At 66.2% G+C, this 26131-nt stretch carries 20 protein-coding genes, 1 tRNA gene and 4 pseudogenes; 8 read left to right on the forward strand and 17 right to left on the reverse strand.

All coding sequences use genetic code 11. The features are described from left to right. Positions 1–17 precede the first annotated feature (17 nt). The 3 genes from ACQ858_RS12765 to ACQ858_RS12775 are packed head-to-tail and all read right to left on the reverse strand — an operon-like array spanning position 18 to position 2757. Positions 18–977 (reverse strand): Bug family tripartite tricarboxylate transporter substrate binding protein, encoded by a 960-nt coding sequence (locus tag ACQ858_RS12765; protein ID WP_431273109.1) that lies wholly within the window; start codon positions 975–977, stop codon positions 18–20. Positions 978–1015: 38 nt separating this feature from the next. After that, the gene (locus tag ACQ858_RS12770; protein ID WP_431273110.1) at positions 1016–1381 is read right to left on the reverse strand and encodes an AtuA-related protein; all 366 of its coding nucleotides are present in this window, start codon (positions 1379–1381) and stop codon (positions 1016–1018) included. Beyond that, complete coding sequence (locus ACQ858_RS12775) at positions 1378–2757, reverse strand: acyclic terpene utilization AtuA family protein (RefSeq protein ID WP_431273111.1); 1380 nt, start codon at positions 2755–2757, stop codon at positions 1378–1380. Before ACQ858_RS12775 ends, ACQ858_RS12770 begins: the two co-directional genes overlap by 4 nt. Before the next feature lie 77 nt (positions 2758–2834). Between ACQ858_RS12775 and ACQ858_RS12780 the strand changes: the two genes are divergently transcribed. Further along, positions 2835–3749, forward strand: coding sequence for a LysR family transcriptional regulator (locus tag ACQ858_RS12780; protein ID WP_431273112.1), 915 nt, complete (start codon positions 2835–2837; stop codon positions 3747–3749). A 6-nt stretch (positions 3750–3755) separates the two neighbouring features. Here ACQ858_RS12780 and ACQ858_RS12785 read toward each other — a convergent pair whose 3' ends face one another. After that, entirely contained in the window at positions 3756–4355 is a 600-nt protein-coding gene (locus ACQ858_RS12785; RefSeq protein WP_431273113.1) for an isochorismatase family protein, read from the reverse strand. 50 nt (positions 4356–4405) lie between these two features. Then, on the reverse strand, positions 4406–5506 hold the full coding sequence (locus tag ACQ858_RS12790; protein ID WP_431273114.1) for a PQQ-dependent sugar dehydrogenase: 1101 nt from the start codon (positions 5504–5506) through the stop codon (positions 4406–4408). Between the two features lie 253 nt (positions 5507–5759). Between ACQ858_RS12790 and ACQ858_RS12795 the strand changes: the two genes are divergently transcribed. Next, positions 5760–6329 (forward strand): C40 family peptidase, encoded by a 570-nt coding sequence (locus ACQ858_RS12795; RefSeq protein ID WP_431273115.1) that lies wholly within the window; start codon positions 5760–5762, stop codon positions 6327–6329. Positions 6330–6543: 214 nt separating this feature from the next. Here the strand turns inward: ACQ858_RS12795 and lpdA are convergent. The 4 genes and pseudogenes from lpdA to aceE form a co-directional block, all read right to left on the reverse strand. Further along, positions 6544–8359 (reverse strand): annotated as a pseudogene (gene lpdA, locus ACQ858_RS12800) (dihydrolipoyl dehydrogenase). Beyond that, positions 8356–8946 (reverse strand): MFS transporter, encoded by a 591-nt coding sequence (locus ACQ858_RS12805; RefSeq protein WP_431273116.1) that lies wholly within the window; start codon positions 8944–8946, stop codon positions 8356–8358. Before ACQ858_RS12805 ends, lpdA begins: the two are co-directional and overlap by 4 nt. Next, positions 8943–10604, reverse strand: coding sequence for a dihydrolipoyllysine-residue acetyltransferase (gene aceF / locus ACQ858_RS12810; protein ID WP_431273117.1), 1662 nt, complete (start codon positions 10602–10604; stop codon positions 8943–8945). The genes ACQ858_RS12805 and aceF overlap by 4 nt, the downstream gene beginning before the upstream one ends. 45 nt (positions 10605–10649) lie before the next feature. Then, positions 10650–13365 (reverse strand): annotated as a pseudogene (aceE, locus tag ACQ858_RS12815) (pyruvate dehydrogenase (acetyl-transferring), homodimeric type). Positions 13366–13592: 227 nt separating this feature from the next. Between aceE and ACQ858_RS12820 the strand changes: the two are divergent. From ACQ858_RS12820 to ACQ858_RS12840, 5 genes and pseudogenes are all read left to right on the forward strand, one after another. Further along, complete coding sequence (locus ACQ858_RS12820; RefSeq protein ID WP_431273118.1) at positions 13593–16136, forward strand: PAS domain-containing sensor histidine kinase; 2544 nt, start codon at positions 13593–13595, stop codon at positions 16134–16136. Then, a complete protein-coding gene (locus ACQ858_RS12825; protein ID WP_028253580.1) occupies positions 16133–16762 on the forward strand; it encodes a response regulator transcription factor in 630 nt (209 codons plus the stop codon). Before ACQ858_RS12820 ends, ACQ858_RS12825 begins: the two co-directional genes overlap by 4 nt. Positions 16763–16834: 72 nt before the next feature. Then, positions 16835–17686, forward strand: a complete 852-nt coding sequence (gene folD / locus ACQ858_RS12830; protein ID WP_431273119.1) for a bifunctional methylenetetrahydrofolate dehydrogenase/methenyltetrahydrofolate cyclohydrolase FolD — start codon at positions 16835–16837, stop codon at positions 17684–17686. 126 nt (positions 17687–17812) lie between these two features. Next, a pseudogene (locus tag ACQ858_RS12835) lies at positions 17813–19864 on the forward strand (M3 family metallopeptidase). A 58-nt stretch (positions 19865–19922) separates the two neighbouring features. Beyond that, positions 19923–20543: a glutaredoxin family protein gene (locus tag ACQ858_RS12840; protein WP_431273120.1), complete on the forward strand. Its 621-nt coding sequence runs from the start codon at positions 19923–19925 to the stop codon at positions 20541–20543. A 24-nt stretch (positions 20544–20567) separates the two neighbouring features. Here ACQ858_RS12840 and rpiA read toward each other — a convergent pair. Continuing rightward, positions 20568–21268: pseudogene (rpiA, locus tag ACQ858_RS12845) on the reverse strand (ribose-5-phosphate isomerase RpiA). 40 nt (positions 21269–21308) lie between these two features. Between rpiA and ACQ858_RS12850 the strand changes: the two are divergent. Continuing rightward, entirely contained in the window at positions 21309–22376 is a 1068-nt protein-coding gene (locus ACQ858_RS12850) for a quinone-dependent dihydroorotate dehydrogenase (RefSeq protein WP_431273121.1), read from the forward strand. 12 nt (positions 22377–22388) lie between these two features. Here the strand turns inward: ACQ858_RS12850 and ACQ858_RS12855 are convergent, their stop codons facing one another. The 7 genes from ACQ858_RS12855 to fdx all read right to left on the reverse strand — a co-directional run bounded on the left by ACQ858_RS12855 (position 22389) and on the right by fdx (position 26130). Then, positions 22389–23069 (reverse strand): phage holin family protein, encoded by a 681-nt coding sequence (locus ACQ858_RS12855; RefSeq protein ID WP_431273122.1) that lies wholly within the window; start codon positions 23067–23069, stop codon positions 22389–22391. Between the two features lie 72 nt (positions 23070–23141). Continuing rightward, the gene (locus tag ACQ858_RS12860; protein ID WP_093161775.1) at positions 23142–23450 is read right to left on the reverse strand and encodes a glycine zipper domain-containing protein; all 309 of its coding nucleotides are present in this window, start codon (positions 23448–23450) and stop codon (positions 23142–23144) included. Positions 23451–23539: 89 nt separating this feature from the next. Further along, positions 23540–24637 carry an NAD(P)/FAD-dependent oxidoreductase gene (locus ACQ858_RS12865; RefSeq protein ID WP_431273123.1) on the reverse strand — a complete coding sequence of 366 codons (1098 nt, stop codon included), beginning with the start codon at positions 24635–24637 and terminating at the stop codon, positions 23540–23542. A gap of 30 nt (positions 24638–24667) precedes the next feature. Then, a complete protein-coding gene (locus ACQ858_RS12870; RefSeq protein WP_431273124.1) occupies positions 24668–24814 on the reverse strand; it encodes a stereocilin in 147 nt (48 codons plus the stop codon). A 146-nt stretch (positions 24815–24960) separates the two neighbouring features. Continuing rightward, positions 24961–25035: transfer RNA gene (locus ACQ858_RS12875), tRNA-Val, on the reverse strand. A gap of 37 nt (positions 25036–25072) precedes the next feature. Further along, complete coding sequence (gene dnaQ / locus ACQ858_RS12880; RefSeq protein ID WP_431273125.1) at positions 25073–25792, reverse strand: DNA polymerase III subunit epsilon; 720 nt, start codon at positions 25790–25792, stop codon at positions 25073–25075. Next, the gene (fdx, locus tag ACQ858_RS12885) at positions 25792–26130 is read right to left on the reverse strand and encodes an ISC system 2Fe-2S type ferredoxin (RefSeq protein ID WP_431273126.1); all 339 of its coding nucleotides are present in this window, start codon (positions 26128–26130) and stop codon (positions 25792–25794) included. Before fdx ends, dnaQ begins: the two co-directional genes overlap by 1 nt. Between the last annotated feature and the right edge of the window lies 1 nt (position 26131).

A 26131-nucleotide genomic window follows, 5' to 3' on the forward strand; every position in this document is an offset into this window, starting at 1 on the left:
CCCGATCGGCGCATGGCCTACTCGGCCTCGATGCCGGCGGCCTTCACGATGCGGCCCCACTTCTGCGACTCGGCAGCCTGGAACTTCGCGAGGTCTTCGGGCGAGGTGGTGAAGACGTCGGTGCCGGTCGGTTCGTAGAACGCGGCCTTCGCGACATCGCTCCTCGCGGCCTGCACCAGCAGTTCGTTCAGACGCTTGACCACCGCCGGCGGCGTCCTGGCGGGCGCGTAGGCGGCAAACCAGTAGCCCATCTCGTAATCCTTCACGCCAGCCTCCGCGATCGTCGGGACTTCAGGCGCCAGCGGAGAACGCTTCGAGCCCGACACACCCAGCGCGCGGAGCTTGCCGGACTTGACCTGCGGCAGGCCGGTCGCGGTGTCGGTGATCATCATGTCGATCTGCCCGCCCAGCAGGTCCGTGACCGCGAGCGTGTTGCTCTTGTACGGGACGTGCAGCAGCTTGATGTCAGCCATCTGCTGGAACAGCTCGCCCGCGATCCGGCTCGACGAACTGCCACTGCCGAAGCTGTACTTGCCCGGCGACTTCTTCGCCATGGCGACGAAGTCGGCCACCGTCTTCGCAGGGGACGAGGGATTGACCACCATGATCTGCCCGCCCTTGCCCAGCGCGGCGATCGGTGCGTAGTCCTTCAACGGGTCGTAGGGCAGCCGCTTGAACAGATGCTCGTTGGCCGCATGCGTGGTGTTGGTCGTGATGAGCACCGTGTAGCCGTCGGCCGGCGCCTTGGCCACCTGCTGCGACGCGATGAAGCCGCTCGCTCCGGCCTTGTTGTCGATGACCACCGCCTGCTTTGTCTCCGCGGTCACGCCGTTGCCCAGTGCGCGCGCGATCTGGTCCGTGGCCGTGCCCGCTGCAAACGGCACGACGAAGGTGATCGGCTTGTCCGGAAAGCCCTCGGCATGCGCCGCCGAGGCGGCCAGCACGGCAGCCAGCGCGAAGGAAGTGAAGCGATTCATCGGTAGTCTCCTGGATGGTTGAAGGTCGCAAAAGGAATTCAGTGTTCGTCGGGGCCCGCGAGCCTGTGGACGAGTGCCAGGGGCACGCGAACCGGAAAGTCGAGCAGCAGGAAGGACAGCGCCTTGCCGTGCGTGTCGAGATTCAGCGCATCGTTCACGCCGCCATCGAGCACGCCGTCGAGCACGAAGTTCATCGCCTGCAGCTTCGGCAGCAGAAAGCGCTGCACCTGGGTCGGATGGCGGCGCCGGAATTGCGCGGCGACGGCCTCGGGCGTGATCTGCGCCACCAGCAGCGGATAGAGGTCGGGATGCCATGCGATCACACTGATGTTGGAGCGATCGCCCTTGTCGCCGGTGCGCCCGTGCGCGGCGCGATAGAGGGGCACGTCGATGTGCGCGCTCATTGGGCAACCTCCTCGATGAAAACATGGCGCACCGGCACCGCCTCGCGCGGCAGCAGGCACGAGAGGGTGCTGAGGCGCGGCGTGAGCGCGGTCCGCACGCCACCCCCGCCGGCCGGTCCGCAGGTGTAGAGCGCCACGACTTCGCGCACGAGCCGCTCGGCCTGCGCGCGATCGTCGTGGGCTGCGGCCACGCGAAGGCGCACGTCGCGCAGGCCCTCATCTGCGGTGGCAGCGAGCGTCCGGCCCGCGTCGTCGCCGAACACGCTGACCGCGCCGATGAGGTCCACGCGCAGTTGCAGTGCCGGCAGGCGCTTGCGGAGTACATCCGCCGCAAGCCCGGCACGCGCCTCGGCGCGTGGTCCGGCATAGGAGATCTCGCCTTCTGCCAGCCACCCGCCTTCGTGGCACACGTTGACCTTGTAGTGCGACGGCCTCGGATGGCCCTTCACGCCACGCAACGCCACGCAGTCGCGGTGGTCGAGCGCATGGACCTCGGCCTCGGAGATGTCGGCGACCACATCGGGTGTCAGATAGGCGCTCGGGTCGTGCACTTCGTAGAGCAGTTGCTCCTTGACGGTCGCCTCGCTCACCAGCCCGCCGGTGCCGTCGGCCTTGCCGATCGTGCAGCCGCCATCCGCATCGATCACCGCAATCGGGAAGCCGACTGCTTCGAGGTCCGGCACGTCCTTGTAGCCGGGATCGGCGAAATAGCCGCCGCAAACCTGTACGCCGCATTCCAGAAGATGCCCCGCCATGGTGGCGCGGCCGAGCCTCTCCCAGTCGTCGCTGCGCCAGCCAAAGTGCGACAGGGCCGGCCCGACCGTGAGCGACGGGTCGGCCACGCGGCCGCACACCACGATCTGCGCGCCGGCATCGAGCGCCTCTCTGATCGGCTCCGCGCCGATGTAGGCATTCGCGCTGACGATGCGGATGCCATCCATCCGTGCTCCCAACCGCTCGCGCAACAGCGCGAGATGCTCGGGCGACGAGAGGTCGTCGCCCTCGACCACCGCGATGCGCGGCGCTTCGGCTCCCAGCTCCCGCGCGAGGCGCGCGATGAGCCGCGCCGCAGCGCGTGGGTTGGCCGCGCCGAAGTTGCTCACGATGCGGATGCCGTTCGCGAGACAGCGCGACAGCACGGGCCGCAGCATGGCATCGAGCAAGGGCTCGTAGCCCGCCTCCGGATCGGCTCGCCGCCGAAGCTGCGCCAGCGCCAGCGTGCGTTCGGCCAGGGTCTCGAAGATCAGGAAGGCACGCTGGCCCGCGGGGCCGGTTTCGAGCCGCGCAATCAGGGTATCGACCACCGGGCCGGCGGCATCGATCCGGTCACCGGAGAAGCCCGCGGCGCAGCCGATGAGAAGCGGAGGGTTGTCCATGCCACTGACTCTAGAACTCCGTTCATCATCCGTAAAATCGAAAATTCAGATGAATTAATCGAAATGGCGGATCAATCATGAAGACGCCGGAGCTCTCGACCCGCCAGCTGCGGGCCTTTCTGGCGCTGGCGGACCAGCGCAACTTCACACGCGCGGCCGAGACCTGCCACTTGTCGCAGCCGGCCTTCAGCGCGCTCATCCGTGCGCTCGAGGACGATCTCGGCACGCGCCTATTCGACCGCGACACACGCAGCGTGCAGCTCACGCCGGAGGGGCGGCTCTTCGAGGGTTCGGCGCGTCGGCTGCTCGAGGACATGGGCGGTGCGATCCGCGATCTGGCGGATCATGTCGAGCGGCGCAAGGGCCGCGTCCGCGTGGCCGCCCTGCCCTCGCTCGCGGCAGGCTGGCTGCCGGGTGTGTTCGCCGAATTCATGCAGAAGTGGCCGGGCATCACGATCGACCTGAACGATGCGCTGTCGGATGCCTGCCTGGCACTGGTGCGCGGCGGGCAGGCGGACTTCGCGCTTGCAGCTTCAGGCGCTGGCGCGTCGGAAGGCAACGACCTTCGCAGCCGCACGCTGTGCACCGACCGCTTTCACCTCGTGTGCCGCGCCGACCATCCGCTCGCCCAAGAGCCGCGCCTCACACTCAGGAAGATCGCGCGCTGGCCCTTCATCCAGATGGCGCGCAACAGCAGCGTGCGCCAGTCGCTGGATGCGGCGCTGCATCCGATGCGGCTCGACGCAGTGTTCGAGGTGGAGCACCTCGCGACGGTGACGGGCCTCGTCGAGGCCGGGCTCGGCGTGAGCATCGTGCCGGCGCTCACGCTGTTCCACTTCCGCCGCGAAACGCTGGTGACGCGGCCGGTTCCGGTGGCCGGACTCACGCGCACGGTGCATCTGGTGCAGCGGCGCGAAGGAAGCCTGTCAGTCGCTGCGCAGTCGCTGCACGACCTGATCGTGGAGCGGCTGGGCTCGCTGAAGGTCGACTGATCGCGCTCAGCGGATCAGCGCCTGCAATTCCTTGAAGCGCGGATGCTCTGCCGTGCGCATCCATTCGAAGCCGACCATCTCGGTGGTCACGAGCTCTGCGCCCGCGCCGGCCAGCCGGTCGAAGGCGGCATCGCGGTTGCGCTCGGTGCGCGAACTGCAGGCATCGGTCACGACCCACACGTCGAATTCGTCCTCCAGCAGATCGAGCGCGGTCTGCAGAAGGCACACATGCGCTTCGCAGCCGGCGATCACGATGGTGTTGCGTTCCTCGACCGCCTGCTGCTTCTGAAGGTGCTTGGGCAGGCTGCGCGCATTGCCTTGCGGCGCCTTGGCCGGCGCACGAAGCCACTCGCCGAGGCCCTCTTCCGCGCCGCTGAACTGCATCTTGGCGAGCGTGCGCTGGCACAGCGCGCGGATGTCCGGCAGGTTCTCGCCGAGCTTGGACGGGTTCTGTTCGGTGCCGAAGACCGGCACGCCCATGAGTTGCGCCAACTTGCCGAGGCGCACCGCATTTTTCGCGACGGCGTCGGCCTCGAAGATCGCGGGCATCAGGCGCACCTGATAGTCGACCAGAACCAGTTGGGATTGCGATGCGTCGAGCAGCATGAGAGGAGTGTCTTTCGGAAGGGCCGAATTATCGAACAAGCGCCCGGGCCCTAATCCGGCAGCAAGCGCATCAGCTTGCCGTTGGACTCGTCCGTCAGGATGTAGAGCAGGCCGTCCGGCCCCTGCTTGACGTCGCGGATGCGCGCGCGGCCTTCTTCGAGCAGCTTGTGCTCGCCGGCCACCTTGCCGTCCTTGAGCTCGATGCGATCGAGATACCCGAACTTCAGCGAGCCGATGAAGAGATTGCCCTTCCACGCTGCCCCGTAACGGTCGCTGGTCAGGAACGCCATGCCCGAAGGCGCGATCGAAGGCACCCAGTAGTGAAGCGGCTGCTCCATGCCTTCCTTGTGCGTGATGCCTTCGCCGATCTTGCCGGCGCCGTAGTTCTCGCCGTACGTGATCACCGGCCATCCGTAGTTGCGGCCGGCCTGCGGGATGTTGATCTCGTCACCGCCCTGCGGGCCGTGTTCGTGCATCCACAGCTTGCCGTCCGGCCCCAGCGTCGCGCCCTGGCTGTTGCGATGGCCGTAGCTCCAGATCTCGGGCAGCACGCCCGGCTTGCCGACGAAGGGGTTGTCCTTCGGCACCGCACCGTCCTTGCCGACGCGCACGATCTTGCCGAGATGGTTGTCGAGCTTCTGCGCGTCCTCCTTGCGGCTGAAGCGCTCGCCCAGCGTGAGAAAGAGCGTCCCGTCCGGCATTTCCACGATCCGGCAGCCGAAGTGGTTGCGGCTGACCACCTTCGGCTGCTGGCTGAAGATGATCCTGAGGTCTTCGAGCTGCCCGCCATCGGTCGACAGCCGGGCGCGGGCGAGCGCGGTGCTGTTGGCCGCGCTGTTGTCCGGATCGGGCTCGGAGAAGCAGAAGTAGACAGTCCGGTTCTTCTCGAAGCCGGAATCGGCCAGCACATCCAGCAGGCCACCTTGCCCGCCGGCGGCGATGGGCGGGAGTCCCCTCACCGGCGCACCGACCTTGCCATCGGGGCCGACCACGCGAAGCCTGCCCGGTCGCTCGGTCACGAGGAACCGGCCGCCCGGCAGAAAAGCCACGCCCCACGGGTTCTCGAGTCCGGACGCGATCACTTCCGGCCTCGGCGCCGCGGCCGCCGTGCTCGCCGCTGCGGCCACCCCCAGAGAAGCCACGCAGCCCATGCGCGGCAATTCATCGACAAGGATTTCATGCGCATCTTTCGAAGGAACGGGATTTGCAATCGTTTGGTCATTCCATCCAATTTGAAAGACTTTTGCATTACACGCTGGGCGACGCTTATGGGGGATAACCGAAACATTTACATTTTTTGATATGAGAGGATCAAAAAACCCATGGGCAGCAAGAAGTTACGTGCAAAATCGCGACTTCGCTTCAAATTGACACCCTGAGGTGTCGTCCATATCCTTACGCGCCATGCGTTTAATCCTACTCACCGCCAGCCTGCTGCTCGCGATCTCGGTTCACGCCGCGCCGCTGCAGCGTCCGGACTTCGGCGATGACACCGCCGTTGAAGCAGGGGTCGTCGACAAGAGCCTGAAGGGCCAGTTCCAGCAGGTGCGCCAGACGGTCGTCGACCGCACGTCCGACCTCGTGGTCACGACCATGGGTTTCCTGGGCGTTCCTTACCGCCGCGGCGGCAACACGGTTGAGACCGGTTTTGACTGCAGCGGTTTCGTCCGCGCGATGTACAACCAGACGGTCGGCCATCTGCTTCCCCGCCGCGCGGAGGAGCAGGCCGCAGCGACCCAGAAGATCGACCGCAGCGAGCTCAAGCCCGGTGACCTTGTCTTCTTCAATACCATGCGCCGTGCGTTCAGCCATGTCGGCATCTACGTCGGCGAAGGCAAGTTCATCCACTCGCCCAAGCCTGGCGCGCAGGTTCGCCTGGAAGACATGAGCGGCAGCTACTGGCAGCGCCGCTTCAGCGGCGCACGCCGCGTGCTTTCCGCGCAGGACGACAGCCTCAAGTCTTCAGGCGACTGACCCCTTCAAACGCCCGTAAAAATCCCGCCGCTGGCGGGATTTTTATTTTCGGGAACCCCGCGGAACCGGCTTCGCCGGCCCGCTGGGGTTGCCCCCTGGAGGGGGCTGAGGGCCGCGGCTCCGAGCCTGCCTGCGCAGGCTTGGACGTGCCCGAAGAGCAGCCGCCTCTGGCGGCCGCCCGACAGTCGCTACACGCAGTGAGCGAGGCTGGGGGTCAGCGCTTCCTCACCGGAGGCACGTCCGTGCAGGTCCCGTGCGCGATCTCCGCCGCCATGCCGATGCTCTCGCCCAGCGTCGGATGCGGGTGGATGGTCTTGCCGATGTCGATCGCGTCCGCGCCCATCTCGATGGCCAGCGCGATCTCGCCGATCATGTCGCCCGCATGGGTGCCGACGATGCCGCCGCCGACGATGCGGTGCGTTTCGGCGTCGAACAGCAACTTCGTGAAGCCCTCGTCCCGACCGTTCGCGATCGCACGGCCGGAAGCCGTCCACGGGAACAGGCCCTTCTCGACCTTCACGCCCTCGGCCTTGGCCTCGGTCCTCGGTGAGGCCGACCCAGGCCACTTCCGGATCGGTGTAGGCCACGCTCGGGATCACGCGCGCATTGAAGGCCGCGCTCGCCAGCTCGTGGTCGCCCTTCTGCTCGCCCGCGATCACCTCGGCCGCGACGTGCGCTTCGTGCACCGCCTTGTGCGCCAGCATCGGCTGGCCCACGATGTCGCCGATCGCGAAGATGTGCGGCACGTTCGTGCGCATCTGCACGTCGACCGGGATGAAGCCGCGATCGTTCACCGCGACGCCGGCCTTCTCGGCACCGATCTTCTTGCCGTTCGGGCTGCGGCCGACCGCCTGCAGCACGAGGTCGTACACCTGCGGCTCCTTCGGCGCCTGCTCACCCTCGAAGGTCACACGGATGCCGTCCTTGGTCGCTTCGGCGCCAACGGTCTTGGTCTTCAGCATGATGTTGTCGAAGCGCGGCGCGTTCATCTTCTGCCACACCTTGACGAGGTCGCGGTCCGCGCCCTGCATCAGGCCGTCGAGCATTTCGACCACGTCGAGGCGCGCGCCCAGCGTCGAGTACACCGAGCCCATCTCGAGGCCGATGATGCCGCCGCCCAGGATCAGCATGCGCTTGGGCTCGATGCCGAGCTGCAGCGCGCCGGTGGAATCGACGATGCGTGGATCGTCCTTCGGCATGAAGGGCAGCTGCACCGCCTGCGAGCCCGCAGCGATGATGCAGTTGCGGAACTTCACGGTCTGCGACTTGCCGCTCAGGTCCTTGCCGTCGCCAGAAGTTTCCTGCACCTTGAGGTGGTACGGGTCGACGAATTCGCCGATGCCGCGCACGGTGGTCACCTTGCGCATCTTGGCCATCGAGGCGAGGCCCCCGGTCAGCTTGCCGACCACCTTGCTCTTGTGGGCCAGCAGCTTCGCGCGGTCGATCTTGGGATCACCGTAGCTCACGCCGAGATCGGCGAAGTGCTTGACCTCGTCCATGACCGCCGCAACGTGCAGCAGCGCCTTCGAGGGAATGCAGCCGACATTGAGGCAGACGCCGCCGAGCGTCGCGTAGCGCTCGACCAGCACGACCTTGAGCCCCAGATCGGCCGCACGGAAAGCCGCCGAGTAACCGCCGGGGCCGGCGCCGAGCACCAGCACATCGCATTCGAGATCGACGCCGCCGGCATAGGTCGATGCAACCGGCGCCGCGACCGGAGCGGCCGGCGCCTTGGCAGCCGGTGCGGCCGCCGGCGCGGCAGGAGCGGGGGCTGGCGCAGCGGCAGCGCCCTCCGCCGCATCGAGCGTCAGCACCACCGAGCCCTCGCTCACCTTGTCGCCGACCTTCACGGCCACAGACTTGACCACCCCCGCATGCGACGACGGAATCTCCATCGACGCCTTGTCCGACTCCACCGTGATGAGGGACTGCTCAACCTTGACCGCATCGCCCGCCTTCACGAGCAGCTCGATGACGGCGACATCCTTGAAATCGCCGATGTCCGGCACTTTGACTTGTACTTCGCTCATTTGGACACCTTCAGTTTGAGTGTGAGAGAGTCGACCGGTCCGGCCGAGTTTCGATCGAATTCACAGGCCGCGGCCACACCGGCCTCGGCCACGTCGCGCGCCGAACGCGCCCTGTCGTAGGCGGCATGCATCGCGCCGAGTGCAAAGCTGCGGCCGGAGCCGATGCTCCAGAACTGCTTGAACTCGAAGACTTCGCGATAGCTGTAGACGCCGTAGATCCCGCTCGAATTGGCCATCAGCATCGTGAACTGGCTCGACTCGTAGGGCTCGTGCTCGTCTTCCTTGGTCTGCAGGTAGAACGAGTCCTTCAGCACCGGATGCAGCCGCGTGAAGGTCTGGAAGATCTCGTCCTTGCCGCCGAAGCGCAGCGCCTCCACCGGCTGCCCGGCCAGCACATGCTGCAGCACGAGGTAGTGCGCCGCAGCGCCGGCCATCGCGAAGATGGTCTGGCCGGCCGCATCATTGACCATGAAGAGCTTCCGGTTCGCCTCGGCATTGAACGACAAGCGCGTGTCGCCAAAGGTCACCAGCGAATCGGCAGCCATCACGACCTGACCGCCTTTGCGGACGGCCACGACCGTTGTCATAGCAGGATGCGACGGTAGTCTGCTAGGACCTGGCCCAGGTAGGCGTTGAACCGGGCGGCGGCCGCGCCGTCGATGACACGGTGGTCGTACGACAGCGACAGCGGCAGGGTCAGCCGCGGCACGAACTGCTTGCCGTCCCAGACCGGCTTCATCGCGCTCTTGGAGAGGCCGAGGATCGCCACTTCGGGCGCGTTGATGATCGGCGTGAAGTGCGTGCCGCCGATGCCGCCGAGCGAGCTGATCGACATGCAGCCACCCTGCATGTCGGCCGAGCCGAGCTTGCCGTCGCGCGCCTTCTTGGCGAGTTCGCCCATCTCCTGGCTGATCTGGATGATGCCCTTCTTGTCGGCATCCTTGAGCACCGGCACCACGAGGCCGTTGGGCGTGTCCGCCGCGAAGCCGATGTGGTAGTACTGCTTGTAGACGAGCTGGTCGCCGTCGAGGCTGGTGTTGAACTCGGGGAATTTCTTGAGCGCCGCGACCACCGCCTTGATCACGAAGGCCAGCATCGTCACCTTGACGCCCGACTTCTCGTTCTCCTTGTTGGTGGAGACGCGGAAGGCTTCGAGCTCGGTGATGTCCGCTTCGTCGTTATTGGTGACGTGCGGGATCATCACCCAGTTGCGGTGCAGGTTCGCGCCGCTGAGCTTCTTGATGCGCGACAGGTCCTTGCGCTCGACGGTGCCGAACTTGGTGAAGTCGACCTTGGGCCACGGCAGCAGGCCGAGCGCCTCGCCGCCGCCGGCCGGCGCCTTGGCGGCTGCGGCCTTGGTGGTCGCAGCGCCGCTCATCACGGCCCGGGTGAAGTTCTGGACGTCTTCCTGCGTGATGCGGCCCTTGGGTCCGCTGCCCTTCACTTCCTCGAGCGGCACGCCGAGCTCGCGCGCGAACTTGCGCACCGACGGCGATGCGTGCGGCAGCTTGCCGCTCGGAGCCACGGTCGGATCATGCGCAGCAGGAGCGACCGCGGATGCCGAAGGCGCCGCCACCGGTGGAGGTGCCGACACCGATGCGGTCGCCGGCGCAGGCGCTGCGGCCGCCTGGGCCGCAGCCGGTGCAGCCGCGCCGCCGCCGGAACCTTCGATCACCGCGATCAGGTCACCGATGTTGACCTTGTCGCCGACCTTGACCTTGAGTTCCTTGAGCACGCCGGCGGCGGACGACGGAATCTCCATCGAGGCCTTGTCCGACTCGACGGTGATGAGCGACTGCTCTTCCTTGATCGTGTCGCCGGGCTTGACCAGCACCTCGATCACCGCGACGTCCTTGAAGTCGCCGATGTCGGGCACCTTGACTTCGATCGGACCGGCCGCCGCAGCAGGCGCCGCGGCAACGGGTGTCGGGGCAGCAGCTGCCGGGGCGGACGCAGGGGCGGACGCAGGGGCCGCCGCAGCTGGCGCGGGAGCCGCAGCGGCCACGCCTTCAGCCTCGAGCAGCAGCACGACCGAGCCTTCGCTGACCTTGCTGCCGACCTGGACCTTGAGTTCCTTCACCACGCCGGCCTGGCTCGACGGGATCTCCATCGAGGCTTTGTCCGACTCCACCGTGATCAGCGACTGCTCGGCCTTGACCGTGTCGCCGACCTTCACCAGCACTTCAATGACAGCGACTTCCTCGAAATCGCCGATGTCCGGCACCTTGACTTCCACTGTAGCCATATCGTGTCTCCCGCCCTAGGGCGCAGTAGGTTGTTGGTTGGTGTTTTATGCGTAGAGCGGGTTGATCTTGTCGGCGTTGATGCCGTACTTCTTGATCGCGTCGGCCACCTTCTGCACGGGGACGGTGCCGTCCTCGGCCAGGGCCTTGAGCGCCGCAATCACGATGAAGTGGCGGTTGACCTCGAAATGCTCGCGCAGCTTGGAGCGGAAGTCGCTGCGGCCGAAGCCGTCAGTACCGAGCACCTTGTAGTTGCGGCCCTTCGGGACGAAGGGGCGGATCTGCTCGGCGTAGGCCTTCATGTAGTCGGTCGAAGCGACCACCGGGCCGGTGCTCGCGGAAAGCTGTTGCGCGACGAAAGGCACGCGCTGCTCCGCGGTCGGATGCAGCAGGTTCCAGCGCTCGGCCTCCTGGCCCTCGCGCGTCAACTCGTTGAAGCTCGGGCAGCTCCACACGCCGGCGCTGACGCCCCAGTCCTTCTCGAGCAGTTCCTGCGCCGCGATGCTCTCGCGCAGGATGGTGCCGCTGCCGAGCAGTTGCACGCTGGGCGACTTGGCTTTGAGCGCAGGCGCCTGCTTGCACAGGTACATGCCCTTGATGATCTGCTCCTCGGTGCCCGGCTGGAGGCCGGGCATCGCGTAGTTCTCGTTGAGCAGCGTGAGGTAGTAGTAGACGTTGTCCTGCTTCTCGACCATGCGCTTGAGGCCATGGTGCAGGATCACGCCGACTTCGTGTGCGAAGGTCGGGTCGTAGCTGACGCAGTTCGGGATCGTGTTCGCGAGGATGTGGCTGTGGCCATCCTCATGTTGCAGGCCTTCGCCGTTCAGCGTGGTGCGGCCCGAGGTGCCGCCAAGCAAGAAGCCCCGCGCCTGCATGTCGCCCGCCGCCCAGGCGAGGTCGCCGATGCGCTGGAAGCCGAACATCGAGTAGTACACGTAGAACGGCACCATGATCCGGTTGTTCGTGCTGTACGACGTCGCCGCCGCGATCCAGCTCGACATGCCGCCGGCTTCGTTGATGCCTTCCTGGAGGATCTGGCCGGACTTGTCTTCCTTGTAGTACATGACCTGGTCCTTGTCGACCGGCGTGTACTGCTGCCCCGCGGGGTTGTAGATGCCGACCTGGCGGAACAGGCCCTCCATGCCGAAGGTGCGCGCCTCGTCGACGAGGATCGGCACCACGCGCGGGCCGAGCGCCTCGGTCGCGCAGCAGTTGCGTGAGGAAGCGGACGTAGGCCTGCGTGGTCGAGATCTCGCGGCCTTCGGCGGTCGGCTCGAGCACGGCCTTGAAGGTTTCGAGCGAGGGCACGGTGAAGCTCTCGTCGGCCTTGGTGCGGCGATGCGGCAGGTAGCCGCCGAGGGCCTTGCGGCGCTCGTGCAGGTACTTCATTTCCGGGGTGTCGTCGGCCGGCTTGTAGAACGGCAGGTCTTCGATCTGGCTGTCCGGGATCGGAATGTTGAAGCGGTCGCGAAAGGCCTTGATGTCCTCGTCGCCAAGCTTCTTCGTCTGGTGGACGGTGTTCTTGCCTTCGCCGATCTTGCCCATGCCGAAGCCCTTGACGGTCTTGATCAGCAGCACCGTGGGCTGGCCCTTGTGGTGCACGGCCGAGTGGAAGGCTGCGTAGACCTTCTGCGGATCATGGCCGCCGCGGCGCAGCGCCCAGATCTCGTCGTCGCTCATCTTGGCGACCATCTCGAGCGTGCGCGGGTCGCGGCCGAAGAAGTGCTTGCGCACGTAGGCACCGTCGTTGGCCTTGAACGACTGGTAGTCGCCGTCGTTCGTCTCCATCATGATCTTGCGCAGCGCGCCTTCCTTGTCGCGCGCCAGCAGCGGGTCCCAGTTGCTGCCCCACAGCAGCTTGATGACGTTCCAGCCCGAGCCGCGGAACTCGCCTTCGAGCTCCTGGATGATCTTGCCGTTGCCGCGCACCGGGCCGTCCAGGCGCTGCAGGTTGCAGTTGATGACGAAGATCAGGTTGTCGAGGTTCTCGCGCGCCGCGAGGCTGATCGCGCCGAGCGACTCGACCTCGTCCATCTCGCCGTCGCCGCAGAAGACCCAGACCTTGCGGTTCTCGGTGTTGGCGATGCCGCGCGCGTGCAGGTATTTGAGAAAGCGCGCCTGATAGATCGCCATCAGCGGGCCGAGGCCCATCGAAACCGTCGGGAACTGCCAGAACTCGGGCATCAGCTTCGGATGCGGGTAGCTCGACAGCCCCTTGCCGTCCACTTCCTGGCGGAAGTTGAGCAGTTGCTCTTCGGTCAGCCGGCCCTCGAGGTAGGCGCGGGCGTAGATGCCGGGCGAGACGTGGCCCTGGATGTAGAGGCAGTCGCCGCCATGGTCTTCGCTCTCTGCGTGCCAGAAGTGGTTGAAGCCGGCGCCGAACATGGTCGCCAGCGAGGCGAAGGAGCCAATGTGGCCGCCGAGGTCACCGCCTTCGGGCGGATGGTGGCGGTTGGCCTTCACGACCATGGCCATCGCGTTCCAGCGCATGTAGGAACGCAGGCGCTCTTCGATTTCGATGTTGCCCGGGACGCGCTCTTCCTGGTCGGGCTCGATGGTGTTCACGTAGGCCGTATTGGCCGAGAACGGTTTGTCGATGCTGTTCTGACGGGCATGTTCGAGCAATTGCTCGAGCAGGAAATGCGCCCTTTCCGGCCCCTCGCTTTCGATGACTGCCGAAAGGGCATCCATCCATTCGCGCGTTTCCTGCGCGTCTTGATCGTTAGCGGCCGAACCGAAGAGGTTCTGAGGATTCGCCGACATGCTTGTCTCCTTTTTGAGGGGGTTGTGGCAGTAATTTAGTGCCGGATTGGCAGCCCGCGGGAGTTTCTCACAGAAATTCGGCGATTTCAAATAGTGCATGCTGTTTTCTTAATATGAAATTAGAGGGCAGAACTTCGGCCGGTTTTTCACGAGTTCCCCCTCCCGTCCTCATCTGTGAATGGGGCGGTTGACACCCCGTCCGAAAGGTGATCACCTAAACTCGACCGATGCCCTTAACCTCCCCGATCGCGGTCGCGCGCAGCGCGGTGCATGCTTCGCCGCTTTCATGGTGGCGCCGCTGGTGGCGCCGGCAGACGCCGATGCTGCAGGACGCGGTGGCGATGCTCGCGCCGCTCGCGGCCGTGCTGCTTTTTCTCGCGGCCATCGTCTCGGCATTCTGGTATCTGCGCGCGGAGGAAATGGAGCGCGTCCAGGAATCCGTCAGGCGCGACGTCGAGTACGCGCAGCAGCGCGTGCGCCTGCGGCTGCTCGAGCGCCAGGAGCAGCTCATGCGCCCGGCGCGTGACGCCTCCAACCGCGAGATCGACGCCGCCGAATTCACCAGCCGCGCCGAGTCGCTGGTCAGCCAGTTCCCCGAACTCCAGGTGGTCACCTGGCTCGACGACCGTCGCCGCGTCAAGGCCAGCTATGCGGCGCCAAGCGTGCATCCGGCACAGCAACGAGCGGTCGGCGAAGTGCTGCGACCCGGCGACACCGAGAGCAACTACGCCCTGGCGCGCGAGTTGCGGCAGCCGGTGTTCTCGCAACCGCTGGCGCAGGGTGATCCGGCGCCGATGCTGCAGCTTCACATCCCGCTGTTCGACCAAGGGCTCTTCGCGGGCATGCTGCTCGGCGAGTTCTCCATCGACGGCCTGTTGCGTTACGGCATGCCGGCGGAAGTCTCGGCGCGCTACGCGGTGTCGCTGCTCGACGCCAAGGGCGGCCTGATCGCCGGCAACACCGTCGCCAGCCCCAAGAGCGCCGGCAACCGCCTGTTGCCGTGGAGGGCGCGGACCAACGAATACGAAGTGCCGGTCTCGCCGGTCGGCAATGCGCTGGTGCTGCGCGCGCAGGCCTATCGCACCTCCCAGGGCGTCGTGGGCAACGGGCTCTTCTGGCTGGTCGGCGCGCTCAGTGTGCTGACGAGCTGGATGCTGATCGGCACCTGGCGCCACACCCGGCGCCGTCTCCAGGCGCAGCAGGCGCTTGTGGCGGAGACCAACTTCCGCCGCGCGATGGAGAACTCGATGCTCACCGGCATGCGCGTGCTCGATCTCGAAGGCCGCATCACCTACGTGAACGCGGCGTTCTGCGCGATGACCGGCTGGAGCGAAAACGAGCTCGTCGGCCAGACACCGCCTTTCCCCTACTGGCTGGAATCCGACCGCGAGGTGATGAACGAGCGCCTCGAGGAAGAACTGCACGGCCGCGCGCTCCCCGGCGGCTTCCAGGTTCGCGTGAAGCGCAAGAACGGCAGCGTCTTCAACGCGCGGCTGTACGTCTCGCCGCTGATCGATGCGCGCGGCCACCAGACCGGCTGGATGACTTCGATGACCGACATCACCGAGCCGACGCGCATCCGCGAGCAGTTGTCGGCCTCCTACGAGCGCTTCACCACCGTGCTGGAAGCGCTGGACGCCTCGGTGTCGGTGGCGCCGCTCGGCAGCGAGGAGCTGGTGTTCGCGAACAAGCTGTACCGCCTCTGGTTCGGCTCCAACACCGTCGGCCACCTGAATATGGTGGCGCAGGCCGGCGTTCCAGCGTCGCATACGCGCGATGAGGAGCTCGACGACGTGGACCCCTTCGCCGGGCTCCCGATCGATCAGCTCACCGCGGCCCAGCCCGCCAACAACGAAATCTTCGTCCCCGAACTCGGCAAGTGGCTCGAAGTGCGTTCGCGCTACCTGACCTGGGTCGACGGCCGGCTCGCGCAACTCGTGATCGCGACCGACATCACGCCGCGGCGCGATGCCGAGGACCTGGCTGCTGCGCAGGCCGACCGGGCGCATGCCGCCAGCCGCCTGATCACGATGGGTGAAATGGCCTCCAGCGTGGCGCACGAGCTCAATCAGCCACTGACCGCCATCACCAACTACTGCAACGGGATGATGTCGCGGATCAAGGGCAACCAGATCGATTCCGACGCCCTCCTCGCGGCGCTCGACAAGACCTCGAAGCAGGCCCAGCGCGCGGGCCAGATCATCCAGCGCATCCGCTCCTTCGTGAAACGCAGCGAGCCCAACCGCACACCGGCCGAGGTCGCGACGATGGTCAGCGAAGCGGTCGAACTGGCGGGCATCGAGCTGCGGCGCCGCAACGTGCGCCTGAACCACTACGTGGCCGCGCGCCTGCCGGTGCTGCGCGTCGATCCGATCCTGATCGAGCAGGTGATGGTCAACCTGCTGAAGAACGCCGCCGAATCCATCGACCTCGCGAACCGGCCGCTGGCACGCCGCAGTGTGGAGCTGCGGGTGCTGCCGAAGATCATCGACGGCCACAACGCAGTCGAGTTCGCGGTCCAGGACACCGGCATGGGCCTCTCGCCCGAAGTCATGGACCGCCTCTACGAGGCTTTCTTCTCCACCAAGCCCGAAGGCATGGGCATCGGCCTAAACCTTTGCCGCACCATCGTGGAGTCCCACCGCGGTCGGATGCAGGCGGAGAACATCTACAATGGTCCGGATGTGGTCGGATGCCGTTTTTCCTTCTGGATACCGGTGTTAGACGCTATCGATTCCGTAGCAAGCAACGAGGCGAAGGTACCTGCATGAGTTTGATTCCCAAGAAGGGCACGGTGTATGTCGTCGATGACGACGAGGCGGTTCGGGATTCGTTGCAATGGTTGCTCGAAGGCAAGGACTACCGGGTCCGCTGCTTCGATTCGGCCGAATCGTTCCTCTCCCGCTACGACCCGCGCGAAGTCGCCTGCCTGATCGTCGACATCCGCATGGGCGGCATGTCCGGCATCGAACTGCAAGACCGCCTGATCGAACGCCGCTCGCCGCTGCCGATCGTGGTGATCACCGGCCACGGCGACGTGCCGATGGCGGTCGACAGCATGAAGAAGGGCGCGATGGATTTCATCCAGAAGCCCTTCAACGACGAGGCGCTCGTCGCCCTGGTCGAGCGGATGCTCGAACACGCCCGCGGCGCTTTCGCGCAGCACCAGCAGTCCGCCAGCCGCGACGCCCTGCTGTCCAAGCTCACCGGCCGCGAAGCGCAGGTGCTGGAGCGCATCGTGGCGGGCCGGCTCAACAAGCAGATCGCCGACGACCTCGGCATCAGCATCAAGACGGTCGAGGCGCACCGCGCCAACATCATGGAAAAGCTCAACGCGAACACCGTGGCCGATCTGCTGAAGATCGCCCTCGGCCAAGCGGCCCCCGCCAAGGCCTAGCAGCTCAGCCGATCACCCTCTCGCATCCCACGCCTGCGCAAGCGGGCGTTTTTACTTGGAAGACTCCAAACGATGACCGCCCAACTGATCGACGGCAATGCGCTGTCCCGAAAAATCCGCGCCGATGTCTCCGACCGCATCGCGGCGCTCAAGGCGAGCGGCGTCGAACCCACGCTCGCGATCGTGCTGGTCGGCGACGATCCCGCGAGCCAGGTCTACGTCAGGCACAAGGTCAACGACAGCAGCGAAACCGGCCTCGTCGCCCATCTCGAGCGCTATCCGGCCACGATGACCGAGGCCGAGCTGCTCGCACGCATCCACGCGCTCAACGAGGAGCCCAAGGTGCACGGCATCCTGGTCCAGCTGCCGCTGCCGCCGCACATGGACAGCCACCGTGTCATCGAGGCGATCTCGCCGGCCAAGGACGTGGACGGCTTCCACGTCGCCAGCGCCGGCGCCCTGATGGTCGGCCAGCCGGGCTTCTGGCCGTGCACACCGCACGGCTGCATGAAGATGCTCGAATCGATCGGCTACGACCTGCGCGGCAAGCACGCCGTCGTCATCGGTCGCAGCAACATCGTGGGAAAGCCGATGGCGATGATGCTGCTGGCCAAGAACGCCACGGTGACCATCTGCCACAGCGCGACGAAGGACCTCGGCGCGATCACGCGCCAGGCCGATGTCGTGGTCGCCGCCGTCGGCAAGCGCAACATCCTGACGGCGGACATGGTCAAGCCCGGTGCGGTCATCATCGACGTCGGCATGAACCGCAAGGAAGACGGCAAGCTGGCGGGCGACGTGGATTTCGACGGCGTCAAGGAAGTCGCGAGCTGGATCACGCCGGTGCCCGGCGGTGTCGGGCCGATGACCCGCGCCATGCTTCTCGTCAATACCCTTGAAGCCGCCGAACGCGCCGCAAGATAAGGACCACCCCGTTGCTTGCTCACTGCGTGTAGCCGCCTCCCCTCAAGGGGCGTCACCGGCGGCCCGGCAGAGCCGGCTCCGCGGTGACTCCCGAACGGTCTTCGCTACGCTCGACCTGGAATTGACATGACCGACAACCCACTCCTCGACTTCACCGATCTCCCGCTCTTCGATCGGATCAAACCCGCGCACGTCGCGCCGGCGGTCGATGCCCTGCTGGCCGAAGCCGAAGCAGCGCTGCAGACCGTGACCGCGCCGGAATTTCCGTCGGACTGGCTGGCGATCTCCCGGGTGCTCGACGTGGCATCCGAGCGCTTCGGCCGCGCGTGGGGCGCAGTGGGCCATCTCAACGCGGTTGCCGATACGCCCGAACTGCGCGCCGCCTACAACGAGGCGATGCCGCGCGTGACTGCCTTCTGGACGCGGCTCGGCTCCGACGAGCGCCTCTACGCCAAGTACAAGGCGATCGATCCCGCGACGCTCAACCCGGAGCAGCGCCAGGCGCACCACAACGCGATCCGCAACTTCGTGCTGGGCGGTGCGGAATTGAAGGGTGCGGCCAAGGTTCGCTTCGCCGAGATCCAGGAGCGCCAGGCCGAGCTGAGCCAGAAATTCAGTGAGAACGCGCTCGATGCCACCGATGCCTTTGCACTGGTATGCGTCGATCGGCGAGCTCGACGGCTTGCCCGAAGACGTGATCAGCGCCGCCCGCGCAGCCGCCGAGGCCGAAGGCAAGGAAGGCTACAAGCTCACGCTCAAGATGCCGTCCTACCTTCCGGTGATGCAGTTCGCCAAGAGCAGCGCGCTGCGCGAGCGGCTCTATCGCGCCTACGTCACGCGCGCGAGCGAGCTGGGTGATCCCGCCTTCGACAACACCGAGCTGATCCGCGAGATCCTCGAACTGCGGCAGGAAGAAGCCAAGCTTCTCGGCTACCCGAATTTCGGCGAGCTTTCGATCGTGCCGAAGATGGCCGAATCGGCCGACCAGGTGATCAACTTCCTGCGCGACCGGCCACCAGGGCCAAGCCCTACGGCGAACGCGATCTGGCCGACCTGCGTGCCTTCGCGGCCGAGCAGCTCGGCATCACCGATCCGCAACCCTGGGACTGGAGCTACATCGGCGAGAAGCTCAAGGAAGCGCGCTATGCCTTCAGCGACCAGGAGGTCAAGCAATACTTCACCGCACCGAAGGTCATGGCGGGGCTGTTCAAGATCGTCGAGACGCTGTTCGAGGTGTCGATCCGCCGCGACGAGGCGCCGGTCTGGCACCCGAGCGTCGAGTTCTACCGCATCGAACGCAACGGACAGAAGGTCGGGCAGTTCTACCTCGATCCGTCCGCGCGTCCGGCCAAGCGCGGCGGCGCGTGGATGGACGACGTGCGCGCGCGCTGGCTGCGCCCCGACACCGGCGCGCTGCAGACGCCGGTCGCGCAGCTGGTCTGCAACTTCGCCGCGGGCGTCGACGGCAAGCCGCCGCTGCTCACCCACGACGACGTGACCACGCTTTTCCACGAGTTCGGCCATGGCCTGCATCACATGCTGACGCAGATCAACGAACGCGATGTCTCCGGCATCAGCGGCGTGGAGTGGGACGCGGTCGAGTTGCCCAGCCAGTTCATGGAGAACTTCTGCTGGGAGTGGGAGGTTCTCGCGCACATGACCTCGCACGTCGATACCGGCGAGCCGCTGCCGCGCGCGCTGTTCGACAAGATGACGGCGGCCAAGAACTTCCAGAGCGGCCTGCAGACGCTGCGGCAGATCGAATTCTCGCTGTTCGACATACTGCTGCACACCGCCTACGACGCCACGACGGCGAAGCCGGGCGACGTGTTGGCCCTGCTGGGCACGGTGCGCCAGGAAGTGGCGGTCATGCCGTCGCCGGCCTTCAGCCGCACGCCCCATACCTTCAGCCATATCTTCTCGGGTGGATATGCGGCCGGCTACTACAGCTACAAATGGGCCGAGGTGCTGAGCGCCGACGCCTACGCCGCGTTCGAGGAAACCGCCGGCGCCAACGGCGAGCCGAGCATCGAGACGGGCCGCAAGTACCGGCAAGCCATTCTCGAGGCAGGTGGCAGCCGCACCGCGATGGAGTCGTTCAAGGCCTTCCGGGGCCGCGAACCGCAGATCGATGCCTTGCTGCGCCATCAGGGAATGTCGCAGCAGCAGCCGGCCTGAGGCTGCGGCCAGGGCGGAGCCTGAGATACTCGGCGGCATCCGATTCCAGGAAACCTCGATGAAACATCGCTCCGCCATCGCCGGCCTCGCCTTCCTGCTGGTCGCCGCCTCGTCCTTCGCGCAAGCGGTCTATCGCCAGGTCGACAAGGACGGCCGGATCACCTTCTCCGACCAGCCGCCGACGGCCTCTTCGCAGTCCACGACGCCACGTGCCGGCAACACGGTCAGTTCGGCCGTCGGGCTTCCCTACGAGTTGCGGCAGGTGACCCAGCGGTATCCTGTGACGCTCTATACGGGCGATGACTGCGGCCCATGCGGCGCGGCGCGTTCGCTGCTGATCACGCGGGGTGTGCCGTTCAGCGAACGCACGGTCAAGAGCAATGAAGACATCGCCGCCCTGCAGCGCCTGAGCGGGCAGAATGGTTTGCCGCTGGTCACGATCGGCTCCCAGCAACTCAAGGGCTTCTCCGACAGAGAGTGGTCGCAGTATCTCGACGCGGCCGGCTATCCGAAGAGTTCGCAGCTACCGGCGAGTTATCAGAATCCGCCGGCCCAGCCCCTGGTGGCGCTGGCGCCCACGGCGCAGCCCGCTGCAGCGCCGGCGCCCGCCGCGATTCCGGCACCTGTGGCTCCATCCAACGCGCCCTCGCCGAGCAATCCCGCCGGCATCAAGTTCTAAGCGCGCCTTGAGGCCGCCTGGGCCTCAGCCGAACCGCATCGTCCGCACGCCGGACGATGTGCCCAGCAGGCACACACTGGCCCGCTGGCGGGCAAAAACCCCCACCGTCACCACCCCGGCCCACTGGTTCACCTCGGTCTCGAAACCAAGCGGATCGGTGATCCGAAGTCCGGTCACGTCGACGATGTGCTGGCCGTTGTCGGTCACGAGCGGCGCCCCATCCTCGAGCCGCACCCGGGCCTGTCCACCGAGGCGTGCGAACTGGCGGATCACCCGCTGGGTCGCCATGGGAATCACCTCCACGGGGAGCGGAAACGCGCCCAGGGTATTGACGAGCTTGGACGCATCCGCGATGCACACGAAACGCCGGGACTGGGCGGCCACGATCTTCTCCCGCGTCAGCGCCGCGCCGCCGCCCTTGATCATGTAGCCGCGGCCGTCGATCTCGTCGGCGCCGTCGATGTAGACCGCGAGTTCCTCGATTTCATTGCTGTCGAAGACCGGGATGCCCAGCGCCTGAAGTCGCTCGGTCGATGCCACCGAGCTGGAAACCGCCCCCGAATCTTCGACTTGATGGTGGCGAGCGCGTCGATGAACCTGTTCACCGTCGAGCCGGTGCCCACGCCGACGATCTCGCCCTCGACGACGTAATCCAGTGCGGCGCGGCCGACCTGCGCCTTGAGTTCGTCCTGGGTCAGGACCGGAGCCGGAGCGGGGGAAGTCATCGGGGAAAATCCTTGGCTGATTGAAGTCGAGAATTATCCGATGCCCCTGCCCTTGCCCTCGTCGCTTTATGGACTTGCACGTCCCTTCCTGTTCGGTGTCGACCCCGAGCACGCCCACGAAATCACGCTCGATGCGCTTGCGCGCACGCAGAACACGCCGCTCGCCTGCCTCTACGCCGCGCCGCGCGTGGAGGACCGGATCACGCTCGCGGGACTGACCTTTCCGAACCGGGTCGGACTCGCGGCCGGACTCGACAAGAACGCCCGCTGCATCGACGCCTTCGCGGCGATGGGCTTCGGCTTCGTCGAAGTCGGAACGGTCACGCCCAAGGCGCAGCCCGGCAATCCCAAGCCGCGCATGTTCCGGCTGCCGCAGCGCCAGGCGCTCATCAACCGCCTGGGGTTCAACAACGAAGGCCTCGAGACCTTCATCGCGAACGTGCAACGTGCCCGCTTCCGTCGCGACGCCTCGAAGCAGCCCATGCTGCTCGGCCTGAACATCGGCAAGAACGCCGCCACGCCGATCGAGCGCGCCGTGGACGACTACCTCATCGGCCTGGACGGCGTATATCCGCATGCCGACTACGTGACGATCAACATTTCGAGCCCGAACACCGCAAACCTGCGTTCGCTACAAAGCGACGAGGCCCTGGATGCGCTGCTGGGCGCGGTGGCCGACAAGCGCGAGGCGCTCGCCGCCCGGCAAGGCAAGCGAGTGCCTCTCTTCGTGAAGATCGCACCCGATCTCGACGAAGCCCAGGTCAGGGTGATCGCCGCGACGCTGCTTCGGCATGGGATGGACGGCGTCATCGCCACCAACACGACGCTGTCGCGCGAGGCCGTGGCGGGCTTGCCGCATGCCGAAGAAGCCGGCGGCCTCTCGGGCGCACCGGTCAGGGAAGCCAGCAATCGCGTCATCGCACAGTTGCGCGCCGCCTTGGGGAGCAAGTTCCCGATCATCGGTGTCGGCGGCGTGCTGAGCGCGGCCGATGCGAAGTCGAAGATCGACGCCGGCGCGGACGTGGTGCAGATCTACACCGGGTTGATCTATCGCGGGCCGGGACTGGTCCGGCAGGTGGCCCAGGCGCTGCGCCGCGGCAACGCCTGAGCGGCGTAGCGGTCAGCGCATCCGCCAGAGCACCGGGACGATCACGCTGGCCCAGCGCACGATGCGGCGCGGCCCGAGGACGGCCACCACCGCCGCGGCAGCCACGCCGGCCGCGACCGGGTGCTCGCGCGCGATGCGGATCGCGGCGGCGCTGGGGGTTTCATTCGGTACGGGCGCCTCTCCCTTGTGCGACGAAGCGGCTTCGAGGGTGGCAATACGCACGCGCTGCTTTTCGATGCTCGCCAGCAATTCCTCGCGTGTGTGCGGTCGGGGCTCCCGCGGGGGCGCACCCGGCTTTCCGAGGCTTTGACGGAGCCATGCACGGTCGCGTTCGAACTCGCGAACAACCGGCTCGAACGCTAACGACGACTTGCCGGTCATCGACAGGAGCGCCACCACCGAGGCCAGCCAGAGCGCCATCCAGACCGCCGCCACCAGCCACGCGGCGGCCGCGCGGTGCGGCGTGTCCCAGAAGTGGACGACGATGGCGACCGAGAGCAGCGCGATCGCGATCGTGGTGAGTCCGACCACCGCGATGACGAGCCCGAGCATCCATCGCAGGCGCTTCTTCTCGTCCTCCCAGGCAAAACGCAGCAGCTCGACCCGGTCTTCGGCCGCCAGAGCGCCTTCGCCGACCAGGATGCGCAGACGCCGGAGCTGGGACTTGATCCCGAAGAGCGACGACAGCTTCATGCGCCGGCCCCGCGAACCTCACGGCAGAAGCGGACCCTGGCCCGCTTCTCGGCGACGCGGAGGCGGATGAACTCAGCGGCGGCCAAGCAGCAGGCCCACCAGGACGCCCACTGCCAACGCGGCCCCGGCGATCTGCCAAGGCTCGTCGTGTGCGTAGGCGTTGGCCGAGGTGGCGGCCTCCCGCGCCTTCTTCGCGGCAATGCGGCTCTTTTCGGCAGCCAGCTCGCGGGCGATCGCCAGCTTGCTGTCGATGCGCTGGCGAAGGGCCTTGATGTGAGGAACGGAGTCGAGATCCTTGCTGGCGAGCACACCGCGGACGTCGCTCGCGATGTCTTCCGCCACAGCGTTGGCCGCCGCTTCGAGATTGGTGGTTGCAGTCATTTGAAAAAGGTCCTCCTCAACGCGCCGGCACCGCCGGCAACTCACGCCGACAAGCGACGCACCGCAGCATGGTACATGCCCGCGCGCATCTACGACAGAAGTCGGGCCACCTGACGTGCGATGGCCGGGCTACTGGTCAGGCCCGGTGATTCGATCCCGAACAGGTTGACGAGACCCGGAACGCCGTGGTCGGCCGGCCCGGCGATCATGAAGTCGGCAGCCGCCTCCGTCGGGCCGGAGATCTTGGGCCGCATGCCCGCATAGCCGGGCAGAAGCGCGCCGTCAGGCAGGCCGGGCCAGTACTTGCGGACCTCGGCGTAGAAGCCCTGGCCGCGGGCGGGATCGACCATAAGGTCGTCCGGGCGATCCACCCATTGGACGTCCGGCCCAAATTTGGCCTGGCCGCCCAAATCCAGCGTGAGGTGCACGCCGAGGCCCGCCGCCTCGGGGACCGGATAAATCAGCCGGCCGAAAGGCGCGCGCCCAGCCAGGGTGAAGTAATTTCCCTTGGCATAAAAAGCCTGTGGCACCGATTCCGGAGGAAGCCCTTCGAAGCGACGTGCCAACTCGGGTGCCGAGAGTCCGGCAGCGTTCACCACGCCGTTGCAGCGCAGGCGCGTGCCATCCCCGGTCGTCAGCACGATGCCCCCACCCTCGCACTTGGCGCTCGCGACGCCCGACTTCAGCGCCACGACGCCTCCCGCATGCTCCAGGTCGCCCTGCAGGCTCAGCATGAACGCATGGCTGTCCACGATGCCAGTGCTGGGGGAAAGCAGCGCGGCGGTACACGCCAGTTGCGGCTCCATCGAGCGCGCCTCTTCGCCGGAGAGCAGGACCATGTCGTCCACGCCATTGGCGGCCGCCTTGGCCATGATCCCGGCGAGCTGTTCGACCTGTGTCTCTGAAGTCGCGACGATGAGCTTGCCGCAGCGGCGATGCGGCACCCCGCGCTCGTGGGCGTAGTCGTAGAGGAGCCTCCTGCCCTCCACGCACAGCCGGGCCTTCAAGGAACCCTTGGGGTAGTAGATCCCGGCGTGAATCACCTCGCTGTTGCGAGAACTCGTGCCGGTGCCGATGGCGCCCTCGGCTTCCAGCACGATGACATCGCGCCCCTGCAAAGCCAGGACCCGTGCCACCGCCAAGCCGACCACGCCGGCGCCGATGACGGCGCAATCGAATTCATCCATGTCGGGAGCATAGCGGCGCGGGGCCGCTGCTCACCCCGCGTTGCCAGCAGGTGCGATTTTCGGAAGCGCGAGATCGCCGGGCGGCGTCGCGGGCCCTTGGTCGGGCTCGACGGGAAGCTCGGGAACGTCCGGCGGTTCGGGCGTGATGGGAGGCGGAAGATCGGGACTGGTGGCCATGGCGTTCTCCTTCAACCGCTCTGTTCTACGGGAGGTGAGGATGAGATGCAACAGGCTGGGCACGCGCTTGCGGACGAACAAGCGCCATTCGCTTCGCATGGCACACAACCATGCGCAGGAAGCAGAGATATCGAAGGGAGGGAAATTGGTGGGCGGTGCAGGCTTCGAACCTGCGACCCCAGCAGTGTGAATGCTGTGCTCTACCCCTGAGCTAACCGCCCGAAGCGCCGGCGATGCCTTGCGCTGCGAAGCCTGCGATTATGCCACAGCCATTTCGCCGATTTTGCGAAACAGCGTTCGACCGTTGCTACTTTTATCGAGCTGCACCAGCACTTCTTCGTGCGCGGCCAGTTCATGCTCTGCGGCACTGAGCACCGGCAACTCGAAAGTGCGCAGGTCGACGACCAGGACGGCGCCCTGCTTCGGCTCGTCGGTCGCAACGTCGATCAGCAGCGCATCCTGTCCGCGCGTGAGATTGATGTAGACGTCCGCAAGCAGCTGCGCATCCAGCTTCGCGCCGTGGAAGGTCCGGTTGGAACGGTCCACGCCAAAGCGGTCGCAAAGCGCATCCAGCGAATTGCGCTTGCCCGGGTACACCGACTTCGCCATCGCCAGCGTGTCGGTGACCTCCGAAACAAAACTGCGCAGCGGCGGCAGCCCCGCCAGTTCGAGCTCCTTGTTCAGGAAGCCGACGTCGAAAGCCGCGTTGTGAATGATCAGCTCGGCATCGCGCAGGTATTCGACGATGTCGTTGGCCAGCGTGCCGAACTTGGGCTTGTCGCGCAGGAAGTCCGTGGTCAGGCCGTGGACCTTCAGCGCGTCCTCATGGCTTTCGCGCTCGGGATTGAAGTAGATGTGGAGGTCGTTGCCGGTGAGCTTGCGGTTGAACAGCTCGACGCATCCCAGTTCGATGATGCGGTCGCCGTTCTCTGCGGAAAGGCCGGTGGTTTCGGTATCGAGGACGATCTGCCGGGTCATCAATGATTTTCTTTGGCGTGATTGATGGAGTACTTCGGAATTTCAACCGTGAGGTCCGATTGTGCAAGGATCGCCTGGCAGCTCAGGCGCGACTGCGGCTCCAGGCCCCAGGCCCGGTCGAGCAGGTCCTCTTCCTCCTCCTGCGCTTCATTCAGCGATTCGAACCCCTTGCGAACGATCACGTGGCAAGTGGTGCAGGCGCAGCTCATCTCGCAGGCGTGCTCGATAGGGATGTTGTTCTCGAGCAGGGCCTCGCAGATCGAGGTACCCGCGGGCGCGGTGATTTCGGCGCCCTCGGGGCAGTACTCGGCATGGGGAAGAATCTTGATCGTGGGCATG

Origin of the sequence: Variovorax ureilyticus (assembly GCF_050632185.1) — a bacterium.
In the GTDB taxonomy this organism is placed as follows: domain Bacteria; phylum Pseudomonadota; class Gammaproteobacteria; order Burkholderiales; family Burkholderiaceae_C; genus Variovorax; species Variovorax ureilyticus_A.

Bases quoted from the DNA above. Each gene is read 5' to 3' on its own strand.
- folD (WP_431273119.1), top strand. From the start codon at position 16,835: ATGACCGCCCAACTGATCGACGGCAATGCGCTGTCCCGAAAAATCCGC.
- ACQ858_RS12775 (WP_431273111.1), bottom strand. From the start codon at position 2,757: ATGGACAACCCTCCGCTTCTCATCGGCTGCGCCGCGGGCTTCTCCGGT.
- ACQ858_RS12765 (WP_431273109.1), bottom strand. From the start codon at position 977: ATGAATCGCTTCACTTCCTTCGCGCTGGCTGCCGTGCTGGCCGCCTCG.
- ACQ858_RS12870 (WP_431273124.1), bottom strand. From the start codon at position 24,814: ATGGCCACCAGTCCCGATCTTCCGCCTCCCATCACGCCCGAACCGCCG.
- aceF (WP_431273117.1), bottom strand. From the start codon at position 10,604: ATGGCTACAGTGGAAGTCAAGGTGCCGGACATCGGCGATTTCGAGGAA.
- ACQ858_RS12860 (WP_093161775.1), bottom strand. From the start codon at position 23,450: ATGACTGCAACCACCAATCTCGAAGCGGCGGCCAACGCTGTGGCGGAA.
- dnaQ (WP_431273125.1), bottom strand. From the start codon at position 25,792: ATGACCCGGCAGATCGTCCTCGATACCGAAACCACCGGCCTTTCCGCA.
- ACQ858_RS12840 (WP_431273120.1), top strand. From the start codon at position 19,923: ATGAAACATCGCTCCGCCATCGCCGGCCTCGCCTTCCTGCTGGTCGCC.
- ACQ858_RS12805 (WP_431273116.1), bottom strand. From the start codon at position 8,946: ATGACAACGGTCGTGGCCGTCCGCAAAGGCGGTCAGGTCGTGATGGCT.
- ACQ858_RS12820 (WP_431273118.1), top strand. From the start codon at position 13,593: ATGCCCTTAACCTCCCCGATCGCGGTCGCGCGCAGCGCGGTGCATGCT.
- ACQ858_RS12855 (WP_431273122.1), bottom strand. From the start codon at position 23,069: ATGAAGCTGTCGTCGCTCTTCGGGATCAAGTCCCAGCTCCGGCGTCTG.
- ACQ858_RS12790 (WP_431273114.1), bottom strand. From the start codon at position 5,506: ATGGGCTGCGTGGCTTCTCTGGGGGTGGCCGCAGCGGCGAGCACGGCG.
- ACQ858_RS12825 (WP_028253580.1), top strand. From the start codon at position 16,133: ATGAGTTTGATTCCCAAGAAGGGCACGGTGTATGTCGTCGATGACGAC.
- ACQ858_RS12865 (WP_431273123.1), bottom strand. From the start codon at position 24,637: ATGGATGAATTCGATTGCGCCGTCATCGGCGCCGGCGTGGTCGGCTTG.
- ACQ858_RS12850 (WP_431273121.1), top strand. From the start codon at position 21,309: ATGCCCCTGCCCTTGCCCTCGTCGCTTTATGGACTTGCACGTCCCTTC.
- fdx (WP_431273126.1), bottom strand. From the start codon at position 26,130: ATGCCCACGATCAAGATTCTTCCCCATGCCGAGTACTGCCCCGAGGGC.
- ACQ858_RS12795 (WP_431273115.1), top strand. From the start codon at position 5,760: ATGCGTTTAATCCTACTCACCGCCAGCCTGCTGCTCGCGATCTCGGTT.
- ACQ858_RS12780 (WP_431273112.1), top strand. From the start codon at position 2,835: ATGAAGACGCCGGAGCTCTCGACCCGCCAGCTGCGGGCCTTTCTGGCG.
- ACQ858_RS12785 (WP_431273113.1), bottom strand. From the start codon at position 4,355: ATGCTGCTCGACGCATCGCAATCCCAACTGGTTCTGGTCGACTATCAG.
- ACQ858_RS12770 (WP_431273110.1), bottom strand. From the start codon at position 1,381: ATGAGCGCGCACATCGACGTGCCCCTCTATCGCGCCGCGCACGGGCGC.